This window comes from Thioalkalivibrio sp. AKL19 (genome assembly GCF_000420165.1).
Lineage (GTDB): Bacteria > Pseudomonadota > Gammaproteobacteria > Ectothiorhodospirales > Ectothiorhodospiraceae > Thioalkalivibrio.
The window spans coordinates 309,144-331,870 of record NZ_ATUK01000012.1; the positions used below are offsets into that span (position 1 = coordinate 309,144).

At 68.0% G+C, this 22,727-nt stretch carries 21 protein-coding genes; 12 read left to right on the top strand and 9 right to left on the bottom strand.

The features are described from left to right. Window positions 1-133 precede the first annotated feature (133 nt). Complete coding sequence (locus F817_RS0108150; protein ID WP_024327181.1) at window positions 134-814, top strand: MBL fold metallo-hydrolase; 681 nt, start codon at window positions 134-136, stop codon at window positions 812-814. Window positions 815-1,073: 259 nt separating this feature from the next. Here the strand turns inward: F817_RS0108150 and htpX are convergent, their stop codons facing one another. Both htpX and parC read right to left on the bottom strand, forming a co-directional pair. Next, window positions 1,074-1,961, bottom strand: coding sequence for a protease HtpX (gene htpX / locus F817_RS0108155; RefSeq protein WP_024327182.1), 888 nt, complete (start codon window positions 1,959-1,961; stop codon window positions 1,074-1,076). Window positions 1,962-2,072: 111 nt separating this feature from the next. Further along, the gene (parC, locus tag F817_RS0108160) at window positions 2,073-4,334 is read right to left on the bottom strand and encodes a DNA topoisomerase IV subunit A (RefSeq protein WP_024327183.1); all 2,262 of its coding nucleotides are present in this window, start codon (window positions 4,332-4,334) and stop codon (window positions 2,073-2,075) included. Between the two features lie 120 nt (window positions 4,335-4,454). Between parC and cls the strand changes: the two genes are divergently transcribed. Continuing rightward, window positions 4,455-5,876 (top strand): cardiolipin synthase, encoded by a 1,422-nt coding sequence (gene cls, locus F817_RS0108165; RefSeq protein WP_024327184.1) that lies wholly within the window; start codon window positions 4,455-4,457, stop codon window positions 5,874-5,876. 205 nt (window positions 5,877-6,081) lie between these two features. Next, window positions 6,082-8,961, top strand: coding sequence for an EAL domain-containing protein (locus F817_RS0108170; RefSeq protein WP_024327185.1), 2,880 nt, complete (start codon window positions 6,082-6,084; stop codon window positions 8,959-8,961). A gap of 4 nt (window positions 8,962-8,965) precedes the next feature. Here F817_RS0108170 and F817_RS0108175 read toward each other — a convergent pair whose 3' ends face one another. Next, window positions 8,966-10,696, bottom strand: coding sequence for a diguanylate cyclase domain-containing protein (locus F817_RS0108175; protein WP_024327186.1), 1,731 nt, complete (start codon window positions 10,694-10,696; stop codon window positions 8,966-8,968). Between the two features lie 158 nt (window positions 10,697-10,854). Between F817_RS0108175 and F817_RS13760 the strand changes: the two genes are divergently transcribed. Beyond that, window positions 10,855-11,355: a DUF3293 domain-containing protein gene (locus F817_RS13760; RefSeq protein ID WP_042799116.1), complete on the top strand. Its 501-nt coding sequence runs from the start codon at window positions 10,855-10,857 to the stop codon at window positions 11,353-11,355. A gap of 5 nt (window positions 11,356-11,360) precedes the next feature. Here the strand turns inward: F817_RS13760 and F817_RS0108185 are convergent, their stop codons facing one another. Beyond that, the gene (locus tag F817_RS0108185; RefSeq protein ID WP_024327188.1) at window positions 11,361-11,828 is read right to left on the bottom strand and encodes a CopD family protein; all 468 of its coding nucleotides are present in this window, start codon (window positions 11,826-11,828) and stop codon (window positions 11,361-11,363) included. A 229-nt stretch (window positions 11,829-12,057) separates the two neighbouring features. On the opposite strand from F817_RS0108185, the gene F817_RS0108190 reads away from it, so the two are divergent. Both F817_RS0108190 and recG read left to right on the top strand, forming a co-directional pair. Next, window positions 12,058-12,447, top strand: coding sequence for a RidA family protein (locus tag F817_RS0108190; protein ID WP_024327189.1), 390 nt, complete (start codon window positions 12,058-12,060; stop codon window positions 12,445-12,447). Further along, window positions 12,368-14,533, top strand: a complete 2,166-nt coding sequence (gene recG, locus F817_RS0108195; protein ID WP_304412456.1) for an ATP-dependent DNA helicase RecG — start codon at window positions 12,368-12,370, stop codon at window positions 14,531-14,533. The genes F817_RS0108190 and recG overlap by 80 nt, the downstream gene beginning before the upstream one ends. 190 nt (window positions 14,534-14,723) lie before the next feature. Here recG and F817_RS0108200 read toward each other — a convergent pair whose 3' ends face one another. From F817_RS0108200 to F817_RS0108210, 3 genes are all read right to left on the bottom strand, one after another. Next, window positions 14,724-15,266 carry a DJ-1 family glyoxalase III gene (locus tag F817_RS0108200; protein ID WP_024327191.1) on the bottom strand — a complete coding sequence of 181 codons (543 nt, stop codon included), beginning with the start codon at window positions 15,264-15,266 and terminating at the stop codon, window positions 14,724-14,726. A 20-nt stretch (window positions 15,267-15,286) separates the two neighbouring features. Further along, the gene (locus F817_RS0108205) at window positions 15,287-16,555 is read right to left on the bottom strand and encodes a S41 family peptidase (RefSeq protein WP_024327192.1); all 1,269 of its coding nucleotides are present in this window, start codon (window positions 16,553-16,555) and stop codon (window positions 15,287-15,289) included. 119 nt (window positions 16,556-16,674) lie between these two features. Next, window positions 16,675-17,856, bottom strand: coding sequence for a murein hydrolase activator EnvC (locus F817_RS0108210; RefSeq protein WP_024327193.1), 1,182 nt, complete (start codon window positions 17,854-17,856; stop codon window positions 16,675-16,677). A gap of 73 nt (window positions 17,857-17,929) precedes the next feature. On the opposite strand from F817_RS0108210, the gene F817_RS0108215 reads away from it, so the two are divergent. The 6 genes from F817_RS0108215 to F817_RS0108240 all read left to right on the top strand — a co-directional run bounded on the left by F817_RS0108215 (window position 17,930) and on the right by F817_RS0108240 (window position 21,706). Further along, window positions 17,930-18,265 carry a helix-turn-helix transcriptional regulator gene (locus F817_RS0108215; RefSeq protein WP_024327194.1) on the top strand — a complete coding sequence of 112 codons (336 nt, stop codon included), beginning with the start codon at window positions 17,930-17,932 and terminating at the stop codon, window positions 18,263-18,265. A gap of 28 nt (window positions 18,266-18,293) precedes the next feature. Then, complete coding sequence (locus F817_RS0108220; protein WP_024327195.1) at window positions 18,294-18,722, top strand: rhodanese-like domain-containing protein; 429 nt, start codon at window positions 18,294-18,296, stop codon at window positions 18,720-18,722. Further along, window positions 18,722-19,012, top strand: a complete 291-nt coding sequence (gene grxC, locus F817_RS0108225) for a glutaredoxin 3 (protein WP_024327196.1) — start codon at window positions 18,722-18,724, stop codon at window positions 19,010-19,012. Before F817_RS0108220 ends, grxC begins: the two co-directional genes overlap by 1 nt. 105 nt (window positions 19,013-19,117) lie before the next feature. Continuing rightward, window positions 19,118-19,642 (top strand): protein-export chaperone SecB, encoded by a 525-nt coding sequence (gene secB, locus F817_RS0108230; protein WP_024327197.1) that lies wholly within the window; start codon window positions 19,118-19,120, stop codon window positions 19,640-19,642. Between the two features lie 320 nt (window positions 19,643-19,962). Then, window positions 19,963-20,955 carry an NAD(P)H-dependent glycerol-3-phosphate dehydrogenase gene (locus F817_RS0108235; RefSeq protein ID WP_081644470.1) on the top strand — a complete coding sequence of 331 codons (993 nt, stop codon included), beginning with the start codon at window positions 19,963-19,965 and terminating at the stop codon, window positions 20,953-20,955. Window positions 20,956-21,127: 172 nt separating this feature from the next. Then, complete coding sequence (locus F817_RS0108240) at window positions 21,128-21,706, top strand: TM2 domain-containing protein (RefSeq protein WP_024327199.1); 579 nt, start codon at window positions 21,128-21,130, stop codon at window positions 21,704-21,706. A gap of 62 nt (window positions 21,707-21,768) precedes the next feature. On the opposite strand, the gene F817_RS0108245 is transcribed toward F817_RS0108240, so the two are convergent. Next, window positions 21,769-22,053 carry a hypothetical protein gene (locus F817_RS0108245; protein ID WP_024327200.1) on the bottom strand — a complete coding sequence of 95 codons (285 nt, stop codon included), beginning with the start codon at window positions 22,051-22,053 and terminating at the stop codon, window positions 21,769-21,771. 196 nt (window positions 22,054-22,249) lie between these two features. Further along, a partial coding sequence (locus F817_RS0108250; protein ID WP_024327201.1) for an IS3 family transposase occupies window positions 22,250-22,727 on the bottom strand: 478 nt, incomplete at its 5' end.

Below are 22,727 nucleotides of genomic sequence, written 5' to 3' on the forward strand. Positions count from 1 at the left end.
CATCTCGTCACATCACGTACTCTTGAAGACCTGCATACCCCTTAAGACGCGCTTGTGCCAAATCTATTCCCGGGTGCGTACACGAGCCGCCGGGGACTCGCCAAAAATCGATTGCGTTCACGGATTCACCGCCATGCTTCGTCACCTGAGCCACCCCGTCACACCACTGGCGCAGAACGCCACCCTGATCTGGTGCGACCACACCGGAGCGGCGGCATGGGTCGATCCAGGCGCGGATGCCGAGACCCTGGAACGCCTTGCCCGGGACCAGGGCGTTCACCTGGAGAAGATCCTGCTGACCCACGGCCACCTGGACCACGTGGGGGCAACCGCCGAGCTGGCGGCGCGCACCGGCGCCCCGGTCATCGGGCCGCATCGCGACGACGCCTTCTGGCTGGACCAGCTCCCGGCCCAGGCACAGATCTTCGGCTTCCCGGAGATCCCGCCGCTGGTGCCCGACCAGTGGCTGGAAGACGGCGACTCCGTCGAACTGGGGCAGACCACGCTCCGGGTACTGCACTGCCCCGGCCACACCCCCGGCCACGTGGTCTTCCACGACCCCGAGAGTCGGCTTGCCCTGGTGGGGGACGTCCTGTTCCACGGCGCGATCGGGCGCAGCGACTTTCCGCGCGGCAATGGCCGCGCGCTGATCGCATCGATCACCGACAAGCTCTGGCCGCTGGGTGACGACACCCGGTTCGTGCCCGGCCACGGCCCGGAGTCGACCTTCGGCGAGGAACGCCGCAGCAATCCGTTCGTCGGCGACGCGGCCCTCGCCGGCGGCGGCCAGCCCGGGCGCGGCCGCTACTATTGAGCGAAACCGATGCGTTTCGCTCTGCTCAACGCATCCTACGATGCTACTGAGCGCAGCCGGGACGCCCCGGGCGGGGCGCTTGGAAGTCTTGCAGGGTGTGAGCGAGCACCGCGAAACGCAGCCTCCCGCGTCACACGGCACCCGGATCCATGGCCGCCATCCGGATTCGGACCGGCTGAGACCTGTCTGACTGCCGAGGCCGCCCACGAAAAAGGCCGCCCCGAAGGACGGCCCTTGTATTGCACCCGAACGCGGTTGCTCAGCCGTTGGCACGCAACGCGGCAATGCGCTGCTCGATCGGTGGATGGCTCATGAACAGCTTCTTCAGGCCCTGGGCCATACCGCCGCGGATCCCGAAGGCGGCCATCTGGTCGGGCATGTCCACCGGGCGGCCCGAGGCCCGTGCCAGCGACTCCAGCGCCCCGATCATCTTGTCACGACCGGCCAGCTCCGCCCCGGCCTGGTCGGCGCGGAACTCGCGCTGCCGCGAGAACCAGAACACGATGATCGAGGCCAGGATCGCGAGGATGATCTCGGTCACGATGGCGGTGATCCAGAACGCCGGCCCGTGACCGGACTCGTTCTTGAAAATCACCCGGTCCACGAAGTGACCGATCACGCGCGACAGGAAGATCACGAAGGTGTTCACCACGCCCTGGATCAGCGCCAGCGTCACCATGTCGCCGTTGGCGACGTGGCCGACCTCGTGCCCCAGCACGGCCTCGACCTCGCCCTGCCCCATGTTCTGCATCAACCCGGTGCTCACGGCCACCAGGGCATTGTTCTTGCTCATGCCGGTGGCGAAGGCGTTCGGATCGGGCGAGTCGTAGATCCCCACTTCCGGCATGCCGATCCCGGCCTGCTTGGCCTGACGCTGCACCGTCTCCAGCAACCACTGCTCGGTGGCATTGCGCGGCTTGTCGATCACATGGACCTTCATGGTCTTCTTCGCCATCCACTTGGAGATGGCGAGCGAGATGAACGAGCCGCCGAAACCGAACACGGCGGCAAAGATCAGCAACGCGGTCAGGTCGAGATCGACCCCCTGCTCGTCGAGGATGCTTTCCACCCCGAGGATGCGAAGGGTGATGCTAAGGACAATCAGGATGGCGAAGTTGGTCGCCAGAAACAGCACAATACGTTTCATGAAGCTTTCCTGTACTCCATCAATAATGACCAGGGGTTGACGCAACAATCGGGACAGCGCGGGCGAATTCAAGCGCCACCCGCTTCACTGACCACCGGCAGGCCTCTCGGTTCAGGCCGGACGCACTTCCAGGCGATCCGCGTTCTGGTAACCGCGCGGGAGCTGGCGCCCACGCCGCGCCCGCTCGCCGACATACTCCGCCCATTCGGCCGGTGCCAACGCCTTGAAGCGTTTGCCGGCATGCACCATCAGGGTGTCCTGCGGGCCCAGCACGGCCACCCCGAGCACCCGCTCGGAGCCGTCCTTGAGCGCGGCCGACGGGATACCGACCAGCTTGTTGCCCTTGCCGCGCGCCAGTTCGGGAAGACCGATCACCGGGAACACCAGCAGGTAGCCGCGAGTGGTCACCACCGCGATGTGATCCTCGTGCGGATTGCGCACCGACGCCGGCTGCAGCACGGCCGCCCCGGCCGGCACACTCAGCACGCTCTTGCCGGCCTTCTGACGACCCAGCAAATCGCCGAGCCTCGCAATGAAGCCGTAGCCGTAATCGGAGCCCAGCAGCCAGCGATCTTCCTCCGCCCCGGTGGCCATACCGACGAAGCGCGCCCCCTCCGGCGGGTTCACCCGGCCGGACAGCGGCTCGCCCTGGCCACGCGCCGACGGCAGGGTATGCGCGGCGATGGTGTAGGTGCGGCCCGTGGAGTCGATGAACACCACCGGCTGGTTGCTGCGTCCGGTGACCGCGGCCTGGAAGGCATCCCCCGCCTTGTAGTTCAAACCGGTGGCATCCACGTCGTGGCCCTTGGCCGCGCGTGCCCAGCCCTTCTCCGAGAGCACGATGGTCAGGGGCTCGGTGGGCACTAGCGCCGACTCGTCCAGCGCCTGCGCGGCGGCACGCTGGACCAGCGGCGAGCGGCGCGCGTCACCGTAGTCCTCGGCGTCCTTCTCGATCTCGCGGCGCACCTGGGTGCGCAGGCGGCGCTCGGAACCCAGGGTCTTCTCCAGCTGGTCGCGCTCCTTCGCGAGCTCGTCCTGCTCGCCACGGATCTTCATCTCCTCGAGCTTTGCCAGGTGGCGCAGCTTCAGCTCCAGGATCGCCTCGGCCTGGATGTCCGAGAGGCCGAACCGGCTCATCAACTCGGGTTTGGGCTGGTCGTATTCGCGGATGATCGCGATCACTTCGTCGATGTTGAGATAGGCGATCAGCAGGCCTTCCAGCACGTGCAGCCGGGCCTGCACCTTCTCCAGGCGCCACTGCAGGCGCCGGCGCACGGTCTCGATTCGAAACTCCAGCCACTCGCCCAGCAGCCCCGCCAGGTCGCGCACCTGCGGCCGGCCGTCGAGGCCGATCACGTTCATGTTCACGCGGTAGGTCTTCTCGAGGTCCGTGGTCGCGAACAGGTGCGCCATCAGCGCCTCGACGTCCACCCGGTTCGAACGCGGGGTGATCACCAGGCGGGTCGGGTGCTCGTGATCGGACTCGTCGCGCAGGTCCTCGACCATTGGCAGCTTCTTGGCCCGGATCTGGCTGGCGATCTGCTCCAGAAGCTTGGCCCCGGAGACCTGGTGCGGCAACGCCGTCACCACGATGTCGTCGCCTTCCCGCTCGTAGCGCGCGCGGGCTCGGATCGAGCCCTGCCCGGTCTCGTAGACCTTCCGCAAGTCGGCCGGCGGGCTGATGATCTCGGCCTCGGTGGGGAAATCCGGCGCCGGCAGGTGCTCGCACAGCTCGGCCACCGTTGCCTTCGGGTGCTCCAGCAGGTGCACGCAGGCGGCGGCGACCTCGCGCAGGTTGTGCGGCGGGATGTCGGTGGCCATGCCCACGGCGATCCCGGAGCCGCCGTTCAGCAGCACGTTCGGCAACCGTGCCGGGAGCATCTTCGGCTCCTCCAGTGCCCCGTCGAAATTGGGCACCCAGTCCACCGTGCCCTGCCCCAGCTCGGAGAGCAGCAGCTGGGCATAGCGCGACAGGCGCGACTCGGTATAGCGCATCGCCGCGAACGACTTCGGGTCGTCGGGCGAGCCCCAGTTGCCCTGCCCGTCGACGAACGGATAGCGATAGGAGAACGGCTGCGCCATCAGCACCATCGCCTCGTAGCACGCCGAGTCCCCGTGCGGGTGGAACTTTCCAAGCACGTCGCCCACGGTGCGCGCGGACTTCTTGTACTTGGCGGTGGCGGAGAGCCCCAGCTCGCTCATCGCATAGATGATCCGCCGCTGCACGGGCTTCAGGCCGTCGCCGATATGCGGTAGCGCACGGTCCAGGATCACGTACATGGAGTAGTCCAGGTACGCCTTCTCGGTGAAGTCCTTCAGTGGCAGCTGCTCGCCGCTGTTGGCGAACAGGCTGGGGGTCTCGATATCGGTCATCGATGGTCTCGCGAACGTGGAGGGGCCGGGGTTTTACCCCGGACCGGGCCCGCGTACTGTAGCGGGCACGCGCCCGACGTTCCACGGGGCGATCCGAAAACGCACACAAGGAGTCCGTTCGTGCCCGATACAGGCTGGATCGCCAGTATCGTCGCCGCCGCCGTTTTCGCCTTGGCGGCGATCAGCGTAGTGCATGCGCTACTGCAGCGACGTGACACCGGGACCATCATCGCCTGGGTCGGTCTGATCGTGTTGCTGCCCCTGGGCGGCTCGCTCCTGTACTGGCTTTTCGGGGTCAACCGCATCCGCCGGCGGGCCCACGCGCTGCGCGAGGGCTACCTGATCGCCGATCCCAGTGCCGGCGAGGCCACCCTTGCCGAGCCCCCGGAACGCTGGCGGCGCCTGCTGCATTCCGGTGATCGCCTGAGCCCGTTTCGCCTGGCGGGGGGCAACGCCATCGAACCGCTGTTCGACGGCGACCGCACCTATGCCCGCATGCTCGATGCCATCGACGCGGCCCGCCACAGCATCACCCTGGCCACCTACATCTTCGACTACGACCGGGTGGGCGAACGCTTCGTCGCCCATCTGCAGCAGGCACAGGACCGGGGCGTGCAGGTGCGCATCCTGATCGACGCTATCGGGGCCCGCTACAGCCGCCGCAACACCCTGCGCCAGTTGCGCCGGGCGGGGATCCCGGCCGCCGCGTTCATGCCCGTGCACCTGCCGCGCAGCCTGGCCGCGTTCAACCTGCGCAACCACCGCAAGATGCTGGTGATCGACGGTACCCGCGCCTTCACCGGCGGCATGAACATCCGCCGCGGTCACAGCCACACCGACCCCGGGCCGCGCCCCATCCACGACCTCCACTTCGAGCTGCGCGGGCCGGCCTGCAGCCAGCTGCAACGGGTCTTCGCGGAGGACTGGCTGTTCGCCACCGGGGAACGCCTGGACGGTCCGCGATGGTTCCCGGAGAACACCGAGAGCGCAGGGGCCCGCGCCTGTCGCGGCCTGCCCGACGGCCCGGACGAGGACTTCGAGGTCCTGAACTTCACCCTGCAGTCAGCCCTGGCCGAGGCGCGCGAACGGGTCACCATCGTCACCCCGTACTTCCTGCCGGACGTGGCGCTGACCGGCGCCTTGAAGGCCGCGGCGCTGCGCGGCGTGCGTGTCGACATCCTGATCCCGGCGCGCAGCAACCTGCGGCTGGTGGAATGGGCCAGCCGCCCCCAGCAGGCCGAACTGCTGGAGCGCGGCTGCCGCCTGTGGCTGACGCCGCCCCCGTTCAACCACGCCAAGCTGATGCTGGTAGACGGCGAATGGGCCCTGGTCGGCTCCGCCAACTGGGACCCGCGCAGCCTGCGCCTCAACTTCGAGTTCAACCTGGAATGCCTGGATGCCGGGCTGGGCGGGGAGCTGGCCACCTGGGCCGACCATCTGCGCGAGCAGTCGCATCCCCTGACGCTCGACGAGGTACGCGCGCGTCCGCTCCCCGCGCAGTTGCGCGACGGCGCCGCCCGCCTGCTCACACCCTATCTGTAGTCCGAGCCTGCAGGCCCATCCGCCGACGTAGAGACCGCGTTAGCCCGACGCGGTCCGGCCGGCTGCACGAACCTGGGCGGACGCGCGTGGTCTTTTGTACTGTACTGTAGCGACAGGGCACACGAGCACCGGACCAGGCCCGGATCGCTTCGCCGCAGGGGAGTAAAGGGATGTTACGACACGCGGAAACCGCTCCGGAGAGCCAATGAACGGCGTCCTGGTTCCCTCGCTCTATCTGGCCGCCGGTCTGGCGGCCTACGCCACCCTGAGCCACCTGCTGCACAGCCGGCAGAGCGCGCGGCGTACCGAGCACCGGCTGTTCGCCGCGATGTGCGCCCTGATGGTTCTGCTCGCCATCGGGTCGGCCCAGACCTACCAGGCCGACAGCATCGAGGCCTACACCCGCGCACTCACGCTGAATGTCTATCTTCTGGGCCCGTTCTACGTGCTGTTTGCCGCCTTCGTCGCGGCGCATACGCGCACCTCCGCCCGCTGGCTGATCACCGGGTTGCTGGTCCTGCTGGCGATCACCTGGATCGTCAACACCCTGCAGCCCTACAGCATGCAGTTCCGCAGCATCGACGAACTCCGCATCCTGGAACTGCCCTGGGGCGAGACCGTGGCCCTGGCCGTGGGCACTATCAGCCCCTGGTTCAGCTTCGGCGTTGTCGCGGTCTTCCTGGTGTTCGGCTTCGCGCTGGCCACGCTGATCCGGCATTACAGACGCCACCGCCAGGTCACCACCCTGCTCCTGCTGGGCGGGATCGGGGTCTTCGTGCTGTTCACCGTACAGGGCGTACTGGCCCGTGCCGGCGCGCTCGAGATGCCACCACTCGCGCCGTTCGGCTACGTGGTGATGGTGGTCATGATGAGCCTGATCCTGAACCGCGAGACCGGCGAACGCCTGCGCGACTCGGAGGGCCGTTTTCGCGCACTGGTGGAACAATCGCCCATCGGCATCCAGGTGCTCACGCCCGAGGGCGAGATCCGCCAGAGCAATCCTGCCTGGGCGCGGATGCACGGCGCCCGTGCCGCCCGTCCGGGCGGCAATGTCCTGGAGCGACCGGATGCCATTGACCGCCAGCTCCGCGAACCGCTCGAAGACGCCCTGCGCGGGCAATACCGCGAGATCGGCCCCCTGCCCTACACCCCCCCGGACACCCCCGACGGGCGGCTCGACGAAGACAGCCCCGCCCCCGTCGGCGAGCGCTGGCTGAGAGGCTGCGTCTACCCGCTGCAGGACGCGCGCGGCGAAGTCCAGGACGTGATCGTGATGCAGGAGGACATCACCGCCGCACACCGCAGCGAGGATGCCCTGCGTCTGATCGCCGAGGGCCTGCAGGCGCGTTCCCGCGAGGAGTTTTTCCAGCAGCTGGTGCTCAAGTTGAGCAATCTGTTCGAAGCCGACTATGCCCTGATCGGCACCGAGGCCCCGGACCAGCCCGGAGTGGTCGAGACCGTTGCCCTGTGCGCCCAGGGGCGCATCGTGGAAAACTTTCGCTACGACCTGGCCGAGACCCCCTGCGAACGCGTGCTGGATATCGGTGCCTGCATCTATCCCTGCGACGTACAGCGCCGCTTCCCGCGCGACGAGATGCTGGTGGAAATGGAGGCCGAGAGCTACCTCGGTGCCCCGATGCTCGACAGCCAGGGCACGCTGCTCGGGCATATCGCGATGGTCAACCGCCGCCCGGTCGAGGATGTCGACAAGGCGATGGAGATCCTCGGGATCATGGCCGACCGCGCGGGCGCCGAACTGGAACGCCTGCATACCGAGGAGCATATCCATGCCCTGGCCTACCACGACGCCCTGACCGGACTGGCCAACCGCACCCGCCTGCATGATGACCTGACCCGGCACATCGAGGAGGCCGTCGCCGGTGGGCTGCACGGCGGGCTGATCCTGATCGACCTGGACCACTTCAAGACCATCAATGACGCCCTCGGCCACGCGGTGGGCGACACCGTGCTCGGCGCGGTCGCCGACCGCCTGCGCGGCCACGCCCCCGAGGACGCGCTGATCGTGCGCCTCGGGGGCGACGAGTTCGCCGTGGTACTGCCCCCGCGCGACCAAGCGCGCGAGGTGCTCGAGTCCGAGCTCCTGGCCATTGCCGAACGCATCCTCGAGGCCCTGCAACGCCCCATCGTTATTGGCGAACGCACCTTCGGGGTCGGGGCCAGCCTCGGGTGCGTGTGCTACCCGGATGCCGGCGAGAGTTCGGCGGATGCCCTGCGCCACGCCGATATCGCCCTGTATCAGGCCAAGCGCGCCGGCCGCGGCGGCGTGCAGTTCTACCGCCATGCCCTGCAGGACGAGGCGCATGCGCGCCTGCAGATCGAGGACGGCCTGCGCCAAGCGGTGGAACGCGGCGAACTGGACCTGCACTACCAGCCACAGGTCGACGCCGCCGACCGCCTGATCGGCATCGAGGCCCTGCTGCGCTGGAATCACCCGGAACTGGGAAGGGTCGCTCCGGATCTGTTCATCCCGGTGGCGGAGGAGACCGGCCTGATCCACGGGATTGGCAACTGGGTCCTGGATCACGCCCTGGAGCGGCTCTCGCAGTGGCAGGCCGAGGGTCTGCGCCCGCCGCGACTAGCCCTGAACCTGTCACCCTGGCAGCTCTCGCGCCCCGACTTCGTCGAGCAGTTCCATGCCCGCCTGCGCCGATACCGGCTGGACGGTCACGCGCTGACGCTCGAGGTCACCGAATCCGGCCTGCTGCGTGACCTGCCGGATGCCATGGCCAAGCTCGGCGCACTGCGCCGGCTGGGGATCCGCATCGCGCTGGACGACTTCGGCACCGGCTACTCCTCGCTGGCCTACCTGCGCGACCTTCCGGTGGACGAGCTGAAGATCGACAAGTCCTTTGTCCAGGAACTGGCGGTGGGCGGCGACCGGACGCTGATCGAGAACATCGTGGATATCGCGCGCAACATGGAGCTGGACGTGATCGCCGAAGGCGTCGAACACCCGGAGCAGCGGGAACAGCTTCTGGCCCTGGGCTGCACGCACTTCCAGGGTTTCCTGTTCAGCGAACCCCTGCCCCACGACCAACTGGTCGCGCGGCTGGACACGCTGTGAGCCGTCAGTCGCCGGCGGACGGGTCCTCGAGCCCGCAACCCAGCGCGCCGCGCCGACGCAGCGCCAGATCGGTCTCGCGCCGCGCCGCATCCGGGCACTCCTGGTAGAGCACGATACGGCTGCCGCCCTCTTCCTTGGCCAGGTACATCGCGCGATCCGCGCGCTGCAGCAACGCCTCTGCATGGTCGCCGTCACCGGGATAGAGCGCCGCCCCCATGCTGAGCCCGACCCGGACCGACTCGCGGTTCACCTCCACCGGCTCCTCGAAGCGCTCGATCAGCTTGAGCCCGATACCGGTCACCGCATCCGGATCGCGGACGTTCTCCAGCAGCAGCACGAACTCGTCGCCGCCCACGCGGGAGACCACGTCGCTGTCGCGCACCCCCTCGCGCAGGCGCCGCGCCACGGTCACCAGCATCACGTCGCCGGCGTCATGCCCCAGGCGGTCATTGATTGGCTTGAAGCCATCGAGATCGCAGACCACCAGGGCAAGTCCGGCGCCGGAACGCTGGGCCCGACGCAGGGCCTGCTGCAGATGCTCCTGCAACAGGCTGCGATTGGGTAGCCCGGTCAGGGAATCGTGATGCGCCTGGTGCCACAGGCGCTCCTCCGAGGCCTTGTCGCGGGTGGTATCACGCACCATTCCCAGCACCTGTACCGCCCGTCCCTCGGCATCGCGATCGATCTCGCCTTCCACCCGGACATGGCGGATCCCGCCGTCCCGGCGCACCACGCGATGATCCACCCGGTAGAAGGTCTCGCGGTCCAGGGCCTCGTTGGTCGCACGCCGCACCCGGGTGCGGTCCTCCGGATGAATGGCGCTCATGTAGGCCTCGAAGCCCGCACTCTCGGTCTTGGGGTCGAGACCTAACAGCTCGTAGACATGTGACGACCAGTTCATGCGCTGCCCGCGAATATCCCAGTCCCAGTACCCGGCCCCGGCAATCCGCTGGGCTTCCTCCAGGCGCTCGGTGGTCTCCTGCAGTGCCGCGGTGCGGCGGGCCACCGCCGCCTCCAGTCCGGCCTGCGTCTCGCGCAGGCGCGCCTCGACCTGCTGGCGCCCTTCCAGCTCCTGGCGCAGTGCGTCATGGTCGCGCCAGATCCGTCGCCTCACCCGTATCCACATCAGCAACATGATCAGCACGGTCAGGGCGGTCGCGACCAGCGTCACCTGCTGCGCCTGTTCGTGGCGCTGCGCCATGGCGGTCACCGCCTCCTCGTTGTCGCGCTCGAAGGCCCGGAGGATGGCCTCCATCTGTTCCAGCACCTCTTCCTGCACCGGCATGGCGTCGGCATACAGGATCGCCAGTGCCTCGTTGCGCCCGCCCGCGAGGGCAATGTCCACGAGTTCGGAGAGGATCGGGGCGCCGGTGGCCGTCAGTTCGCGCAGTTCCGCGAGCAACGCGGCGTCACGCGGCGTCCGGGCCAGCAACTCGGCCCCCGCGCGCGCTTCCAGGAAGCGCTCGGCCAGTTCGCGGAATTCCCGGTGGTAACGATCCTGCAGGGTGGGGTCCTCGGCGCTGATCACCAGCGAGGCGCGCAGCATGCGTTCGCGCACCAGGCTGCGCATGCGATGCACGCGGTCCACCTTCTGCACGTATTCTTCGGTGAGCGCCTGGACGTCGTTCTGCAGCTGCTGCACGCGCAGCCAGCTGGCCACGGCGACCACCGCCACCAGCAGCAGCACCACGACAAAGGCACTGGTCAGGCCGGGAACGAAAGGACGCGGAGGCATCGCGGCTCAAGCCCCCCGGGGTGCGGGCGGGACGACGGATGCACGCGCGACGGCTGCCAGCCAGGCACCACCAACCGCTGTCACATCCTTGACGCGCATCCCGTTACCCCGGTTTGATCGATCGCATCTGCACGATCCAGCCGCGAGGGTGCCGCGAGATGTCTGTCAATACAAGAGAGGGCCGCAACCGGAAAGGCCGCGAACGCACGGAAGCACCCCCGTCAGGGCGGCGGCTGGCAGAACTGGAGCGGGCCTATCGAAGGGCCGACTACGAGCTGGATACCGGAGACGGCCCACTCAGCCTGCAGATCGGCCGGCCGGCGGAGGATGCCGCGGCCTGGATGGCCGCTCGCGGCCTGCAGCGGCTGGTGCTGCTAACCGCCTGGAACCCGAGCAGCCGGCCGCTCACCAACGCGGAAAACACGCAACGCCAGCGCCGGCTGGAAAAGGCCGTGGCCGAAAGCGGTCTGCGCGTCTGGCCGGCCCGCAATCGCGACCCGGACGGCCAATGGCCGGACGAACCCGCGCTGGCGATCGCAGACCTGCCCGACGATCTACTCGCAGACTGGCTGGAGGCCTTCGGCCAGAACGCGGCCGTCCTGCTTGAACCACCCGCCACGCCCCGGCTCGTGTGGCACCCGGCGCTTGCGCGTTGGTAGCGCACTTACAGCGGCAGGCGCCCGCCCGAGGCCACCACGATGGTCGCCAGGCCGATCACGGTGTTGATCCCGACCAGGATGCGGATCTGCCCCAGCCGGCGCAGGCCTTCCTCGGTGTCGTTCGCGGCGATGGCCTGGCGCATGCGCCGGAACGGCGCGAAAAACACGTGGGCGAAAATCGCCATCATGATCAGGCCCAGCAGCAGCATGGTGTGCACGCTGGGGTGCACGTCCCCCATGCCGCCGAACACCCCGAAGATCATGTAGAAGCCGGTCACCAGGATCACCAGGACCGAGGCCCAGACCCAGGGGAAAAAGCGCGCGAACACGCCCTCCCACAGCTTTAGCCGCGCCGCGCCCTCGAGCTGCTGCCCGGCCACCGGCCGCAGGAACATGTAGGCGAAGAACATGCCCCCTACCCAGATCACCACCGCCAGTACATGCAGCACGTTTGCCAGTGCGTATCCCGTCATTGCCTGCTTCCTCTGTCACGTTGTCCGATGGGTCCGCAGTGTATCCATCCTGACGCCACGCTGCCGAGGCCCCGCCACCCAGGAGGGGCGAAATCATCGGCGTCGCCCGCGGGAAACCCGGGTTGCCCCCGCGAATGTGTACATTAATCAGCGTTTCCCTAGAATGACGCGTCAGCAACAGGCCACTCGCCTGTTCGAGCCCCCGAACCCGCCTGCACGAGGAGCCCGCATGTCGCGCGAGATTATCCAGACCGAAAACGCCCCGGCCGCCATCGGCCCGTATTCGCAGGCCGTGCGTACCGGGGACACCCTGTACCTCTCCGGCCAGATACCGCTGGACCCAGCCACCATGGAACTGGTCGGCGGCGGTATCGAAGACCAGATTCGCCAGGTGTTCGCCAACCTCCAGGCGGTCCTCGAGGCGGCGGGCGCGAGCACCGCCGACATTGCCAAGCTGAACATCTTCCTGACCGACCTGACCCACTTCCCCCTGGTCAACGAGATCATGAGCGAGGTCTTCGGCGAGCCCTACCCGGCGCGTGCCGCGCTCGGCGTGGCCGCCCTGCCCAAGGGCGCCCAGGTGGAGATGGACGCCATCGCCTGGTGCCCGCGCGGCTGATCGCGCCGCGCGAGCGCGACCGGTGGATTTGCAGGCCCCGCTGACCACGCTGAAGGGCGTCGGTCCGGCCGTGGCCGAGCGCCTCGAACGCCTGGGCCTGGAACAGGCCGGGGACCTGCTGTTCCACCTGCCCCTGCGCTTCGAGGACCGCACCCGGCTCACCCCGATCGCCGCCCTGCGCCCGGGGCTGGCCGCGCTGTTCGAGGGCCACGTCACCCAGGCCGAGGTGATCCACCGCCGCCGGCGCATGCTGGTGGTGACCCTGGCCGACGCCCAGGCCCGGATCCTGCTGCGGTTCTTCCACTTCGGCGCCAACCAGCAACGGCGCCTGAGCCCGGGCACGCGGATCCGCGCCTTCGGCGAGCCACGCGGCATGCCCGGCGCGCTGGAATGCGTGCATCCGGAGGTCCAGACCGTGGGCGATACTCCGCCCGCGCTGGAGTCGCACCTGACCCCGATCTATCCGACCACCGAAGGCGTCTCGCAGAAGCTGCTGCGCCAGCTGGTCGCGCACGCCCTGCCGGGCATGCAGGCCCTGCCCGACCTGCTGCCCGAGCTGACCCGGCAGGGCCTTCCCGGCCTGCACGCCGCGCTGGAACAGTTGCACCACCCGCCGGCACAGGCCGAGGCCCTGGGCGCCCTCGACACCCCGGAGAACCGGAGTCCGGCGCGCACGCGGCTGGCCCTGGAAGAGCTCTGCGCCCACCAGCTCGCGCGCATGCAGCAAAGCCGGATGCCCGAGGACACACGCCGCGCCCCGGTTATCCAGCCACCCGGCCGGCTGTGGCAACAACTGCGCGACCAGCTCCCGTTCGAGCCCACCGGGGCACAGGAGCGCGTCACCGGCGAGATCCTCGCCGATCTCGCCCGGCCACAACCGATGAACCGCCTGGTCCAGGGCGATGTCGGCTCCGGCAAGACCCTGGTTGCAGTCGCCGCCGCCCTGGCGGCGGTGGAGGCCGGCTATCAGGTCGCCTTCATGGCCCCGACCGAACTCCTGGCCCGCCAGCACGGACGCAACCTCGCCCAGTGGCTGGAACCGCTGGGGGTGGAGATCGCCTGGCTGGGGGGGCGCCAGACCGCCGGCGAGCGCGGCCAGCTGCTCGCGGAACTGGCCGGGGGCCAGCGCCAGGTCGCGATCGGAACCCACGCCCTGTTCCAGGAGGAGGTCCGGTTCCACCACCTGGGGCTCGCGATCATCGACGAACAGCACCGCTTCGGCGTGCACCAGCGCATGGCCCTGCGCGACAAGGGCAACGGCCGGATGCCACATCAGCTAATCATGACCGCCACCCCGATCCCGCGCACCCTGGCCATGGCCCTGTACGCGGAACTGGCCAGTTCGGTCATCGACGAGCGCCCTCCCGGGCGCACCCCGGTGCGCACCGCGTTGATCAGCCACGAGCGCCGCGACGAGGTCATCGAACGCATCCGCGCCGCCTGCGGCTCCGGTACCCAGGCCTACTGGGTCTGCCCGCTGGTGGAGGAATCGGAACAACTGGAGGCGGAATCCGCCGAGGCCACCGCCGAACGCCTGCGCGAGGCGCTGCCGGAGCTGACCATCGGACTGGCCCACGGACGCATGAAGGGAACCGAGCGCGACACGGTGATGGAGCGCTTCCGCGCGGGCGCGATCGACCTGCTGGTGGCAACCACGGTGATCGAGGTCGGCGTGGACGTCCCCAACGCCAGCCTGATGATCATCGAGAACGCAGAACGCATGGGGCTTTCACAGCTGCACCAGCTGCGCGGCCGGGTCGGGCGCGGCAATACGGCCTCCGCCTGCGTGCTGCTCTACCGCCCCCCGCTGGGCGAGACCGCCCGCGAACGCCTGGAGGCGATGCGCCGCACCGACGACGGCTTCGAGATCGCGGAGGTGGACCTCAAGCTGCGCGGCCCCGGCGAGCTGCTGGGCACCCGCCAGACCGGCGATCGCAGCTTTCGCGTTGCCGACTGGGCCCGCGACCAGGACCTGCTGGACGAGGCCACCACGCTGGCCGCACAGGTCGAGACCGACCCACCCCGCGCCGCCGCCCTCATCGAACGCTGGCTGGGCACCGCAACCCGCTACGCCACCGTGGGATAACCGAAAAGTGATTTCCTCCACGCAGGCACCAAGGGAAAAAATATCGACAGGAAGACGGGAAGATTGGAAGGGGTTGAGGGCACCGCGATTACCAGCGGAGTACTCAACAAGAATTTCTTCCTATCTTCCCACCTTCCTGTAAATCGCTCTTGAACTTTCTTGCGCCTTGGCGCGCTTCGGGATGGAGGATTCAGGGTCTTAGCAGGGGGCGTTCGACGGCGTCGCGGGCCTCGCGGCCGGCAAGCTGTTCGATCAGGGTCAGGGCGAAGTCCATCGCGGCACCCGGACCACGCCCCGTGACCAGTCGCCCGTCGACCTCCACCGGGGCCCCGGTGGACGGGATACCGGCATCGTCCAGCGCCCCGGTGAAGGAGGTCACCCTGCGACCTGCCAGCAGTCCGGCCTCGGCCAGCGCCTTGGGCCCGGCGCAAACCGCGGCCAGGTAGCCGTCGCGTTCGGCCTGCGCGCGCAACATCCCTTGAACCCGGGCATCATCGCGCAGGTGATTGGCCCCGGGCAGACCTCCGGGCAACACGATCAGGTCAAAGGCGGTATCCAGCACCTGGTCCATGGTGGTATCCGGCTGGATCACCGTGCCCCGCGAACAGGTCACCGGCCCGGGCTCCAGCCCGGCCACGGTGACCTCGAATTGCGCCCGCCGCAGCAGGTCGATGATGGTGACTGCCTCCAGTTCCTCGGCCCCGGCAGCCAGGGGCACCAGTACGTTCGGCATCAATCCTCCGTCGGTCGCGCTCAGCGGCGGTTGTAGAAGTCCAGCCCCTTCAGGAGGTTCAGCGCCTCGCTCAACCCATAGTCGCGCTCGGCCAGGGCCTCGTCATCGTCCCCATCCACGGCCTCCGGCAGGCCATCGCGGCCCATGCGGGCACCGCCATTTTCACTGTCGGAGCGCTGCACCACGAGCTGTTGCAGACGAATGTCCGGATCGATTCCGTCTTCCTGGATCGAACGGCCCTCGGGGGTAAAGTAACGCGCGGTGGTCAGCTTGATCCCGGTGTTCTGGGTCAACGGCAGGATGGTCTGCACGGAGCCCTTGCCGAAGGTGTTCTGCCCCATAACCACGGCCCGCCGGTGGTCCTGCAACGCACCCGCCACGATCTCGGAGGCGGAGGCCGATCCGCGATTGACGAGGATGACCATCGGCGCGCCCTTGAGAACATCCCCCGGCGAGGCCTGGTAGCGGAACTGCGAATCCTCCAGCCGACCTTCGGTGTAGACGATCAGGCCTTCTTCGAGGAAGGCGTCGGATACGCCCACGGCCCCGTTCAGGATGCCGCCGGGATTGTTGCGCAAATCCAGCACCAACCCCTTCAGCTCGCCCTGCTCCTGCAGGTCCTCGATCGCCCGCACAAGGTCGCGCGCCGTGCGCTGCTGGAAGTTGCTGATACGCACGTAGCCGTAGCCGTCCTCGAGGACCTCCGAACGCACGCTCTGCACCTGGATCACGTCACGGGTGATGGTGATCTCCATCGGTCGGTCCTCACCATCGCGCAGGACGGTGAGGGTGATATCCGAGCCCTTCTCGCCGCGCATCTTGGCGACTGCGTCGGACAGCGACATGCCCTTCACCGACTCGCCATCCAGGCGGATGATCAGGTCGCCGGCCTCGATGCCCGCGCGGCTGGCCGGGGTGTCGTCGATCGGCGCGATGACCTTGACGAAGCCGTCTTCCATGCCGACCTCGATGCCCAGACCGCCGAATTCGCCGGAGGTCCCGACCTGCATGTCCTCGAAGTCCTGCTCGTCCAGATAGGCCGAGTGCGGATCCAGGCCGGACAGCATCCCCTGGATCGCGTTGTCCAGGAGCTCCTTGTCATCGACCTCGGTGACGTAATTGCGCTTGATGCGCATGTAAACGTCGGTGAAGCGCTGCAGATCCTCTACCGGCAGGGCGGACTGCGCGCCATTGTCGCGGTCGGCATACACGGCCACCGAGACACTCAACATGACCCCGACGACCAGTCCGACGATCAGGGCGTATCCGGTGCGACAAGACTTGCTCATTACCTTTCCTCGTTACATGAGGTGACTAGTTGTGAAGATGGTAGCACCGGCACTGTGACGGGTGCCCGAATGCACGCCGACGACCGGCCTTTTGCCGGAACGGAGTCACATCCCATCCCCTACTGAGAGGGCCACCAGGCCTCAGGGTTCAAAGGCCCGCCGTTGTGACGGATCTCGAAGTACAGACCGGGCGCGATCGCCTCGCTGCCCTCGCCGGCCACGGCCAACTGCCCGCCGGCGCCGACCGTCTCGCCTTCGGCCACCAGGATTTCCTCCACGTTGGAGTAGAGCGTCAGGTAACGCTCGCCGTGATCCACGATCACCAGGAAGCCGTAGCCCTGCATCCAGTCGGCGTAGACCACCCGCCCGTAATGCACCGCACGCACGGCTGCGCCGTTCTCCACGTCCAGCACGGCCCCGCGCCAGCGCGAGCGCAGCCGGCTGCCCCGGGAATCATTGAAGCTGCGGATCACCCGGCCCTCCGCCGGGCGCGGGAGTTCGCCCTCCAGCTCGGCGAAGGCCACATCCGGGCGCGGGGGGGCCGACTCACCCGGGGCCTCGGCACGTGCCGCGCTGCGCGCCTCGACCTCCTCGATCACCGCCTCCAGCGTCTCGGCATTGCGTTGTAGCCGTTCCAGTTCCAGGGCCTCGTCCTCGATGGCCGCCTCCAGTTCCGCCATCGCCTGGCGCTGGCGCGCCTCCTCGCGCTCCAGGTCGGCAACCGCCGCACGGGCCTGCTCTTCCTGCTCCGCCAGCACCGCGCGTTCGCGCGCCAGGGCCTCGCGCGCCTTCTCCAGGGCCTCGATCCGGTCGCGCAGCACCTCCAGCGCCTGCTCCCGCGCCTCGCGGATGCGCGCGGCGAATGCCGCCTGGTGACGGTCCGCACCGGACTGCCCGTCGATGCGCCCGGGATGGCGCTCGCGCTGCCACTGGTCGCGCACCAGCCGGGCTGCCGCGCGACGCTCCTCCTCGAGGCGCTCGCGGGCTGCCGCGACGCGCTCCTCCTGGTCGGCGACAACCGCCTCCTGACGCGAACGGGCCTGGGCCAGCTCGCGCAACTCCCGGCGTGAGGCCTCGGTCCCGCGGGCGGCATCCGCAAGCAGCCCTTCCAGCTTCTGCAGGGCCACCTGGCGTTCGTCCTGGCTGCGCTCCAGATCCTGGATCGCCTCGCGGGTCTCGCGCAGCTCCGCCTCCGGCTCCAGGGCCGCGGCCCCGGACGGGAGCAGACAGGCGACCAGGAACACGCACCAGAACGGGGCGCGGAAACCGCATGGGTGACTCAAGATTGCGCAGATTCGCATATCGGGGTACGTTTAGGTTCTTATATTCTGACCCGGTTGCGAGGATTCCCCTCGCTCGCAAGAGAGGTGTGCCGTGAGCAACGAAACGGTTGAAGACGATCTGTACGTCGAAGACGGCCTGATGTCCCAGGACGAGGACATCGAGCGTGCCTCGCGCTCGCTCAAGGCCATGTCCCACCCGCTGCGTCTGAAGATTCTCTGCATTCTCGGCGATCGCGAAATCAGCGTACAGGAAATCGTCGATCAGGTCGGGACGTCCCAGAGCAACATCTCGCAGCACCTGGGCATCCTGCGCGACAAGGGCATTCTCGCCACGCGCAAGGACGCCAACCGGGTCTACTACCGGGTGGGGGACTCCCGGACCCTGCGCCTGATCGGTATGATGCAGGACGTTTTCTGCAGTTCCTGACAATCACCCCTCCGATCCGGTCTCCCGAATGCTTGAACGCCTGCCCGAATTTCTCGCCAATCACCCCATCCTGACCGGCGCCCTGCTGGCGGTGATCGGGATGATCCTGTTCGTCGAGCTGCGGCGCCTGAACCGCAAGTACCGCTCGCTCTCCCCCGCCGAGGCGGTGCGCGTAATCAACCAGGACGACGCCCTGGTGCTGGACGTACGCGAGGACAGCGAGGTCGCCGCAGGGCGCATCGGCGGTGCCAAGCACATTCCGCTCGGCAGCCTGAAAAAGCGCATGGGCGACATCGAGAAATACAAGGACAAGCCGGTGGTGGTGTACTGCCGCAGCGGCAACCGATCGGCCAGCGCCGCCCAGCAGCTCACGGCGGCCGGGTTCCAGGACGTGGTCAACCTGCAGGGCGGCATCCAGGCCTGGCAATCGGCCAACATGCCCATCAAGAAGAAGTAATGCAGTTCGAGGTCTACTCCAGCGGGCGCTGCCCGTTCTGCCTGCTCGCCCGGCGCCTTCTCAACCAGCGCGGCTACCCGTTCGCGGAGTACGCCGTCGACCGCGAACCGGGCCTGCGCGCCGAGATGGAACAACGCGCCGACGGTCGCACCTCGGTCCCGCAGATCTTCCTCGGCGAGACCCACATCGGCGGCTTCGATGAACTGCAGGCGATGGACGCCAGCGGCGAACTGGCGCGTGTGGTCAGCGACGCCGGAGTCGAGCCGAAGGCCGACCACACCCCGGGATAACCGGCGGCGCGCGCCACTCCGGCCCCCGGCGCCACATAGCGCCCGCACGGCACCTGCCCATCCCCCTTACAATGCTTCGATTCAAGACGACTGCGAGACAACACCATGGCTGAAGAAAACTCCCCGAACAGCGGCAACGGCGCGGCCCAGGGCGAACAGAACGATCGCCCCGACTTCTCCATCCAGAAGGTCTTCATCAAGGATCTCTCGTTCGAGGCCCCGGATTCCCCCGAGGTATTCATGCGCGAATGGAAGGGCGAGACCAACATCCAGCTGAACACCAACGCGCGCCCGATCGACGAGGCGGCCGGGGCCTTCGAGGTGGAACTGGGCCTCACCGTGACCACCGAATCCGACGGCAAGACCGCCTACCTGGTGGAGATCAAGCAGGCGGGCGTGTTCATCGTGCGGAACTTCCCCGAGGACCAGCGCAACCACCTCCTCGGCGCCTACTGCCCGAACGTGCTGTTCCCGTTCGCCCGCGAGACCGTCGCCGATCTGGTGCTGAAGGGCGGGTTCCCGCAGCTGCTGCTGCAGCCGGTCAACTTCGAATCCCTGTACGCCCAGCACCTGCAGGAGCAGAAGCAGCAGGCCGGCGGCGAACAGGCCGCACCCAGCCAGCAGGCCTGACGCGAGGCGCCGAGGGAAACACTGATTCATGTACACACTCGCGTTGGTACTCCAGGTTTTCCGAGACAAGGCGCGTCGCGCAGCGGGTAGTGGTTCTACCCGCAAGCGACGCAACGCAGGATCGGGGAACCTGGGGTGCCATTCCCACAAATCCATAAACGAAGGGGCTCGGCCGCCCGTTGTTGACCAAAACGGGCGTGGGAACGGCGTTGCGGTTCCCTTGTGCAGAATGACTGCACGGCAGTCACCGCGCCTTGTTCGCACGCAAAAGCAGCTCGAACGCGAGCGCGAGCGTGTACATGAATCAGTGTTTCCCTAGGATGCGCATCGCGGTCCTCGGAGGTGGCTGCTGGGGCACGGCGCTGGCGCTGCATGCGGCCCGCCTGCATGGCGACGTTGCCCTGTGGGTGCGCGATGACGGCACCGCCGCGCGGCTGGAACACGAGCGCGAGAACGCCCGCTACCTGCCGGGCGAACGCTTCCCTGACAGCCTGCGCGTCACCGCCGACCCCGCGAGCGTCGATGACCGCGATCTGGTTCTGCTCGCGGTCCCCTCCGGTGCCTTCCGCGAGACCCTGCGCTGGCTCGCCCCGCGGCTTGGGCGCGAGCAGGTGGTGGCCTGGGCCACCAAGGGCCTGGAGACCGCCACCGGTGCCTGGCTGCACGAGATCGCGGAGCAGGAACTGGGACCGGAGCGCCCGCCGGCCCTGATCTCCGGCCCCTCGTTCGCCGCCGAAGTCGCGCAGGAACAGCCGACGGCGTTGTCCGTCGCTTCCAGCGACGAGGGCCACATGGACTGCCTGGTCGAAGCCCTGCACGGGCGTTCACTGCGCCTGTATCGCAACACCGACGTCATCGGTGTGGAACTGGGCGGGGCACTGAAAAACGTGCTCGCGGTGGCCACCGGAATCGCCGATGGTGCGGGTTTCGGTGCCAACGCACGCGCCGCCCTGATGACCCGCGGGCTGGCGGAAATCCAGCGCTTCGGCGCGGCGGTCGGCGCCCGTCCGACCACCCTCACCGGCCTTTCCGGGCTGGGGGACATGATCCTCACCTGCACCGACAACCAGTCGCGCAATCGGCGCCTGGGCCGGATGCTGGGCGAGGGGCTGGACCTCGAAACCGCGCGCGCGCGGGTGGGGCAGTCGGTGGAGGGCGTGGAGACCGCCCGGGTCGCCGTCGCGCGGGCCCGTGCACTGGAGGTCGAAATGCCGATCTGCGCCGAGGTCCACGCGGTGCTCTACCAAGGCCGCCCGGTCCGCGAGACCGTACGCCGTCTGCTGGAGCGCGATCCCACCCGCGAAGAGGACTGAGCCCCCGGGGATTGTCGCCCCGGGCCGCGCCCACGGGAGAACGGCGCTCCCCACGCGGATCCGCGTGCAGGACCCGCAACCCCCGAAAACCCACGCGCGGCACCCGCACAATCGCCCGGCATCACCGGATGCCGCTACCGTGGGCCCATACGCGAACGCAACGGAGACAGGGATGAGCAAGGCCTGGAAGGAGCTGGACCTGGAAGGCGGCGGACTGCAGTCCGTCAACGCCAGACTCGCCCGCGAGATGCGCACCCGACCCGCGGCCTACGCCGCCTGGGTCCTGTTCCCGCTGGGGCTGCACCGCTTCTACCTGCGCGAGCCCCTGGGGGGCGCCGGCTTTCTGCTGCTCGGTGCGGCCACCCTCGCCTCCGTTCTTTTCGCGCCGGCCTCTTGGTGGCTCGTGCCGCTGGGCATCGGCGTGCTATGGGCGCTGGTCGACCTGTGGTGGATCGACCGCCGGGTCACCGACTACAACAAGGAACTGCGCAAGCAGGTCTTCCTGCGCAAGGGCCACAAACCACCGCAGGATTATCGCGGACGCTACACCAGCGATGAGGATGCCCGCCGCGAACTGGACGAATACCGGCAGATCAAGGAAGCCGAAAAGCCCGGCCAGTCCGGGCTGGCCGGGGCCAACGACCGGGACCGCGACGCGGGGGGCAAGCGGCGCATGCCCAGCTTCAACGAGCAGGAGGCCATGCTGCGCCAGATGCGCAAGGACCGCAACGAAGGCGACGACAAAGGCTGACCGCCGAACCCGGCGGGCCGCCCGGTTCTCCCAGCCGATCGGCGACCCGCCAGCGCTCCCGGTCAGTTGTCGCCGGGGCGCCACACGCCGCTGGCTTCCTGCGGCGGTGGGGCGGCCTGCTTGCGGCTCTCGACGTCCACGAACACCGACTCGGTGAACTCGGACAGCTGCTTCAGGTATTCCTTGCGCTCGTTCACCGACTCGGGCATCTGCGCCACCATGAACCCGGTAATCGCACTCAGATACTGCACGGCCACGATGGGCTGCTGCGCCTTCGGATCCACCTCGGTCAGCACATCCTGGACCTTCTGGATCAGTTCGCCGGACAACTGCAGGGTATCGCTCATGGGGTTCCTCTCGCGGTTCGTAAACTAGTCGCACACAGGCTACGGCATGCCCCGCCACCCCGAAAGTGGACGCAAGATGCGCGGGCCTTTCCTGCTGCTCACCACCAAGCGCCCGAAAAACCAAAGAGCATTGACAGGAAGATGGGAAGGTCGGAAGGATTTCTTTGGATGAAGGTGCATTGGATGCATGTAGTGGTCAAGCGATTTCGGACACCTCGATAGGAGGTTCGGCTGTCCATTTTCGCTCGTAGGCGTTGGGCGACAGGTAGCCCAAGGTCGAGTGCATTCGGCGCTCGTTGTAGAAGCCGACGATGTAGTCGGTGATGTCCCGGGTGGCCTCGACATGGTTGGCGTAGTCCCGCCGCCAGACCCGCTCCATCTTCAGGTTCAGGAAGAAGCGTTCGGCCACCGCATTGTCCCAGCAGTTACCCCGCCGGCTCATGCTGGCCCGGGCGCCGTGCTGCGCCAGCACACGCCGCCAGGCGTCGCTGGTGTACTGACAGCCCTGGTCGGAGTGGACCAGCAGACCGGGCTCGGGTTGCCGGCTCTGCAGCGCCATGCGTAGCGCACTGCAGGCCAACTCGGCATCCAGCCTTCGGCTCATGGACCAGCCCACCACCTTGCGGTTGAACAGGTCCAGCACCGCCGCCAGATACGTCCAGCCGGTGCGGGTC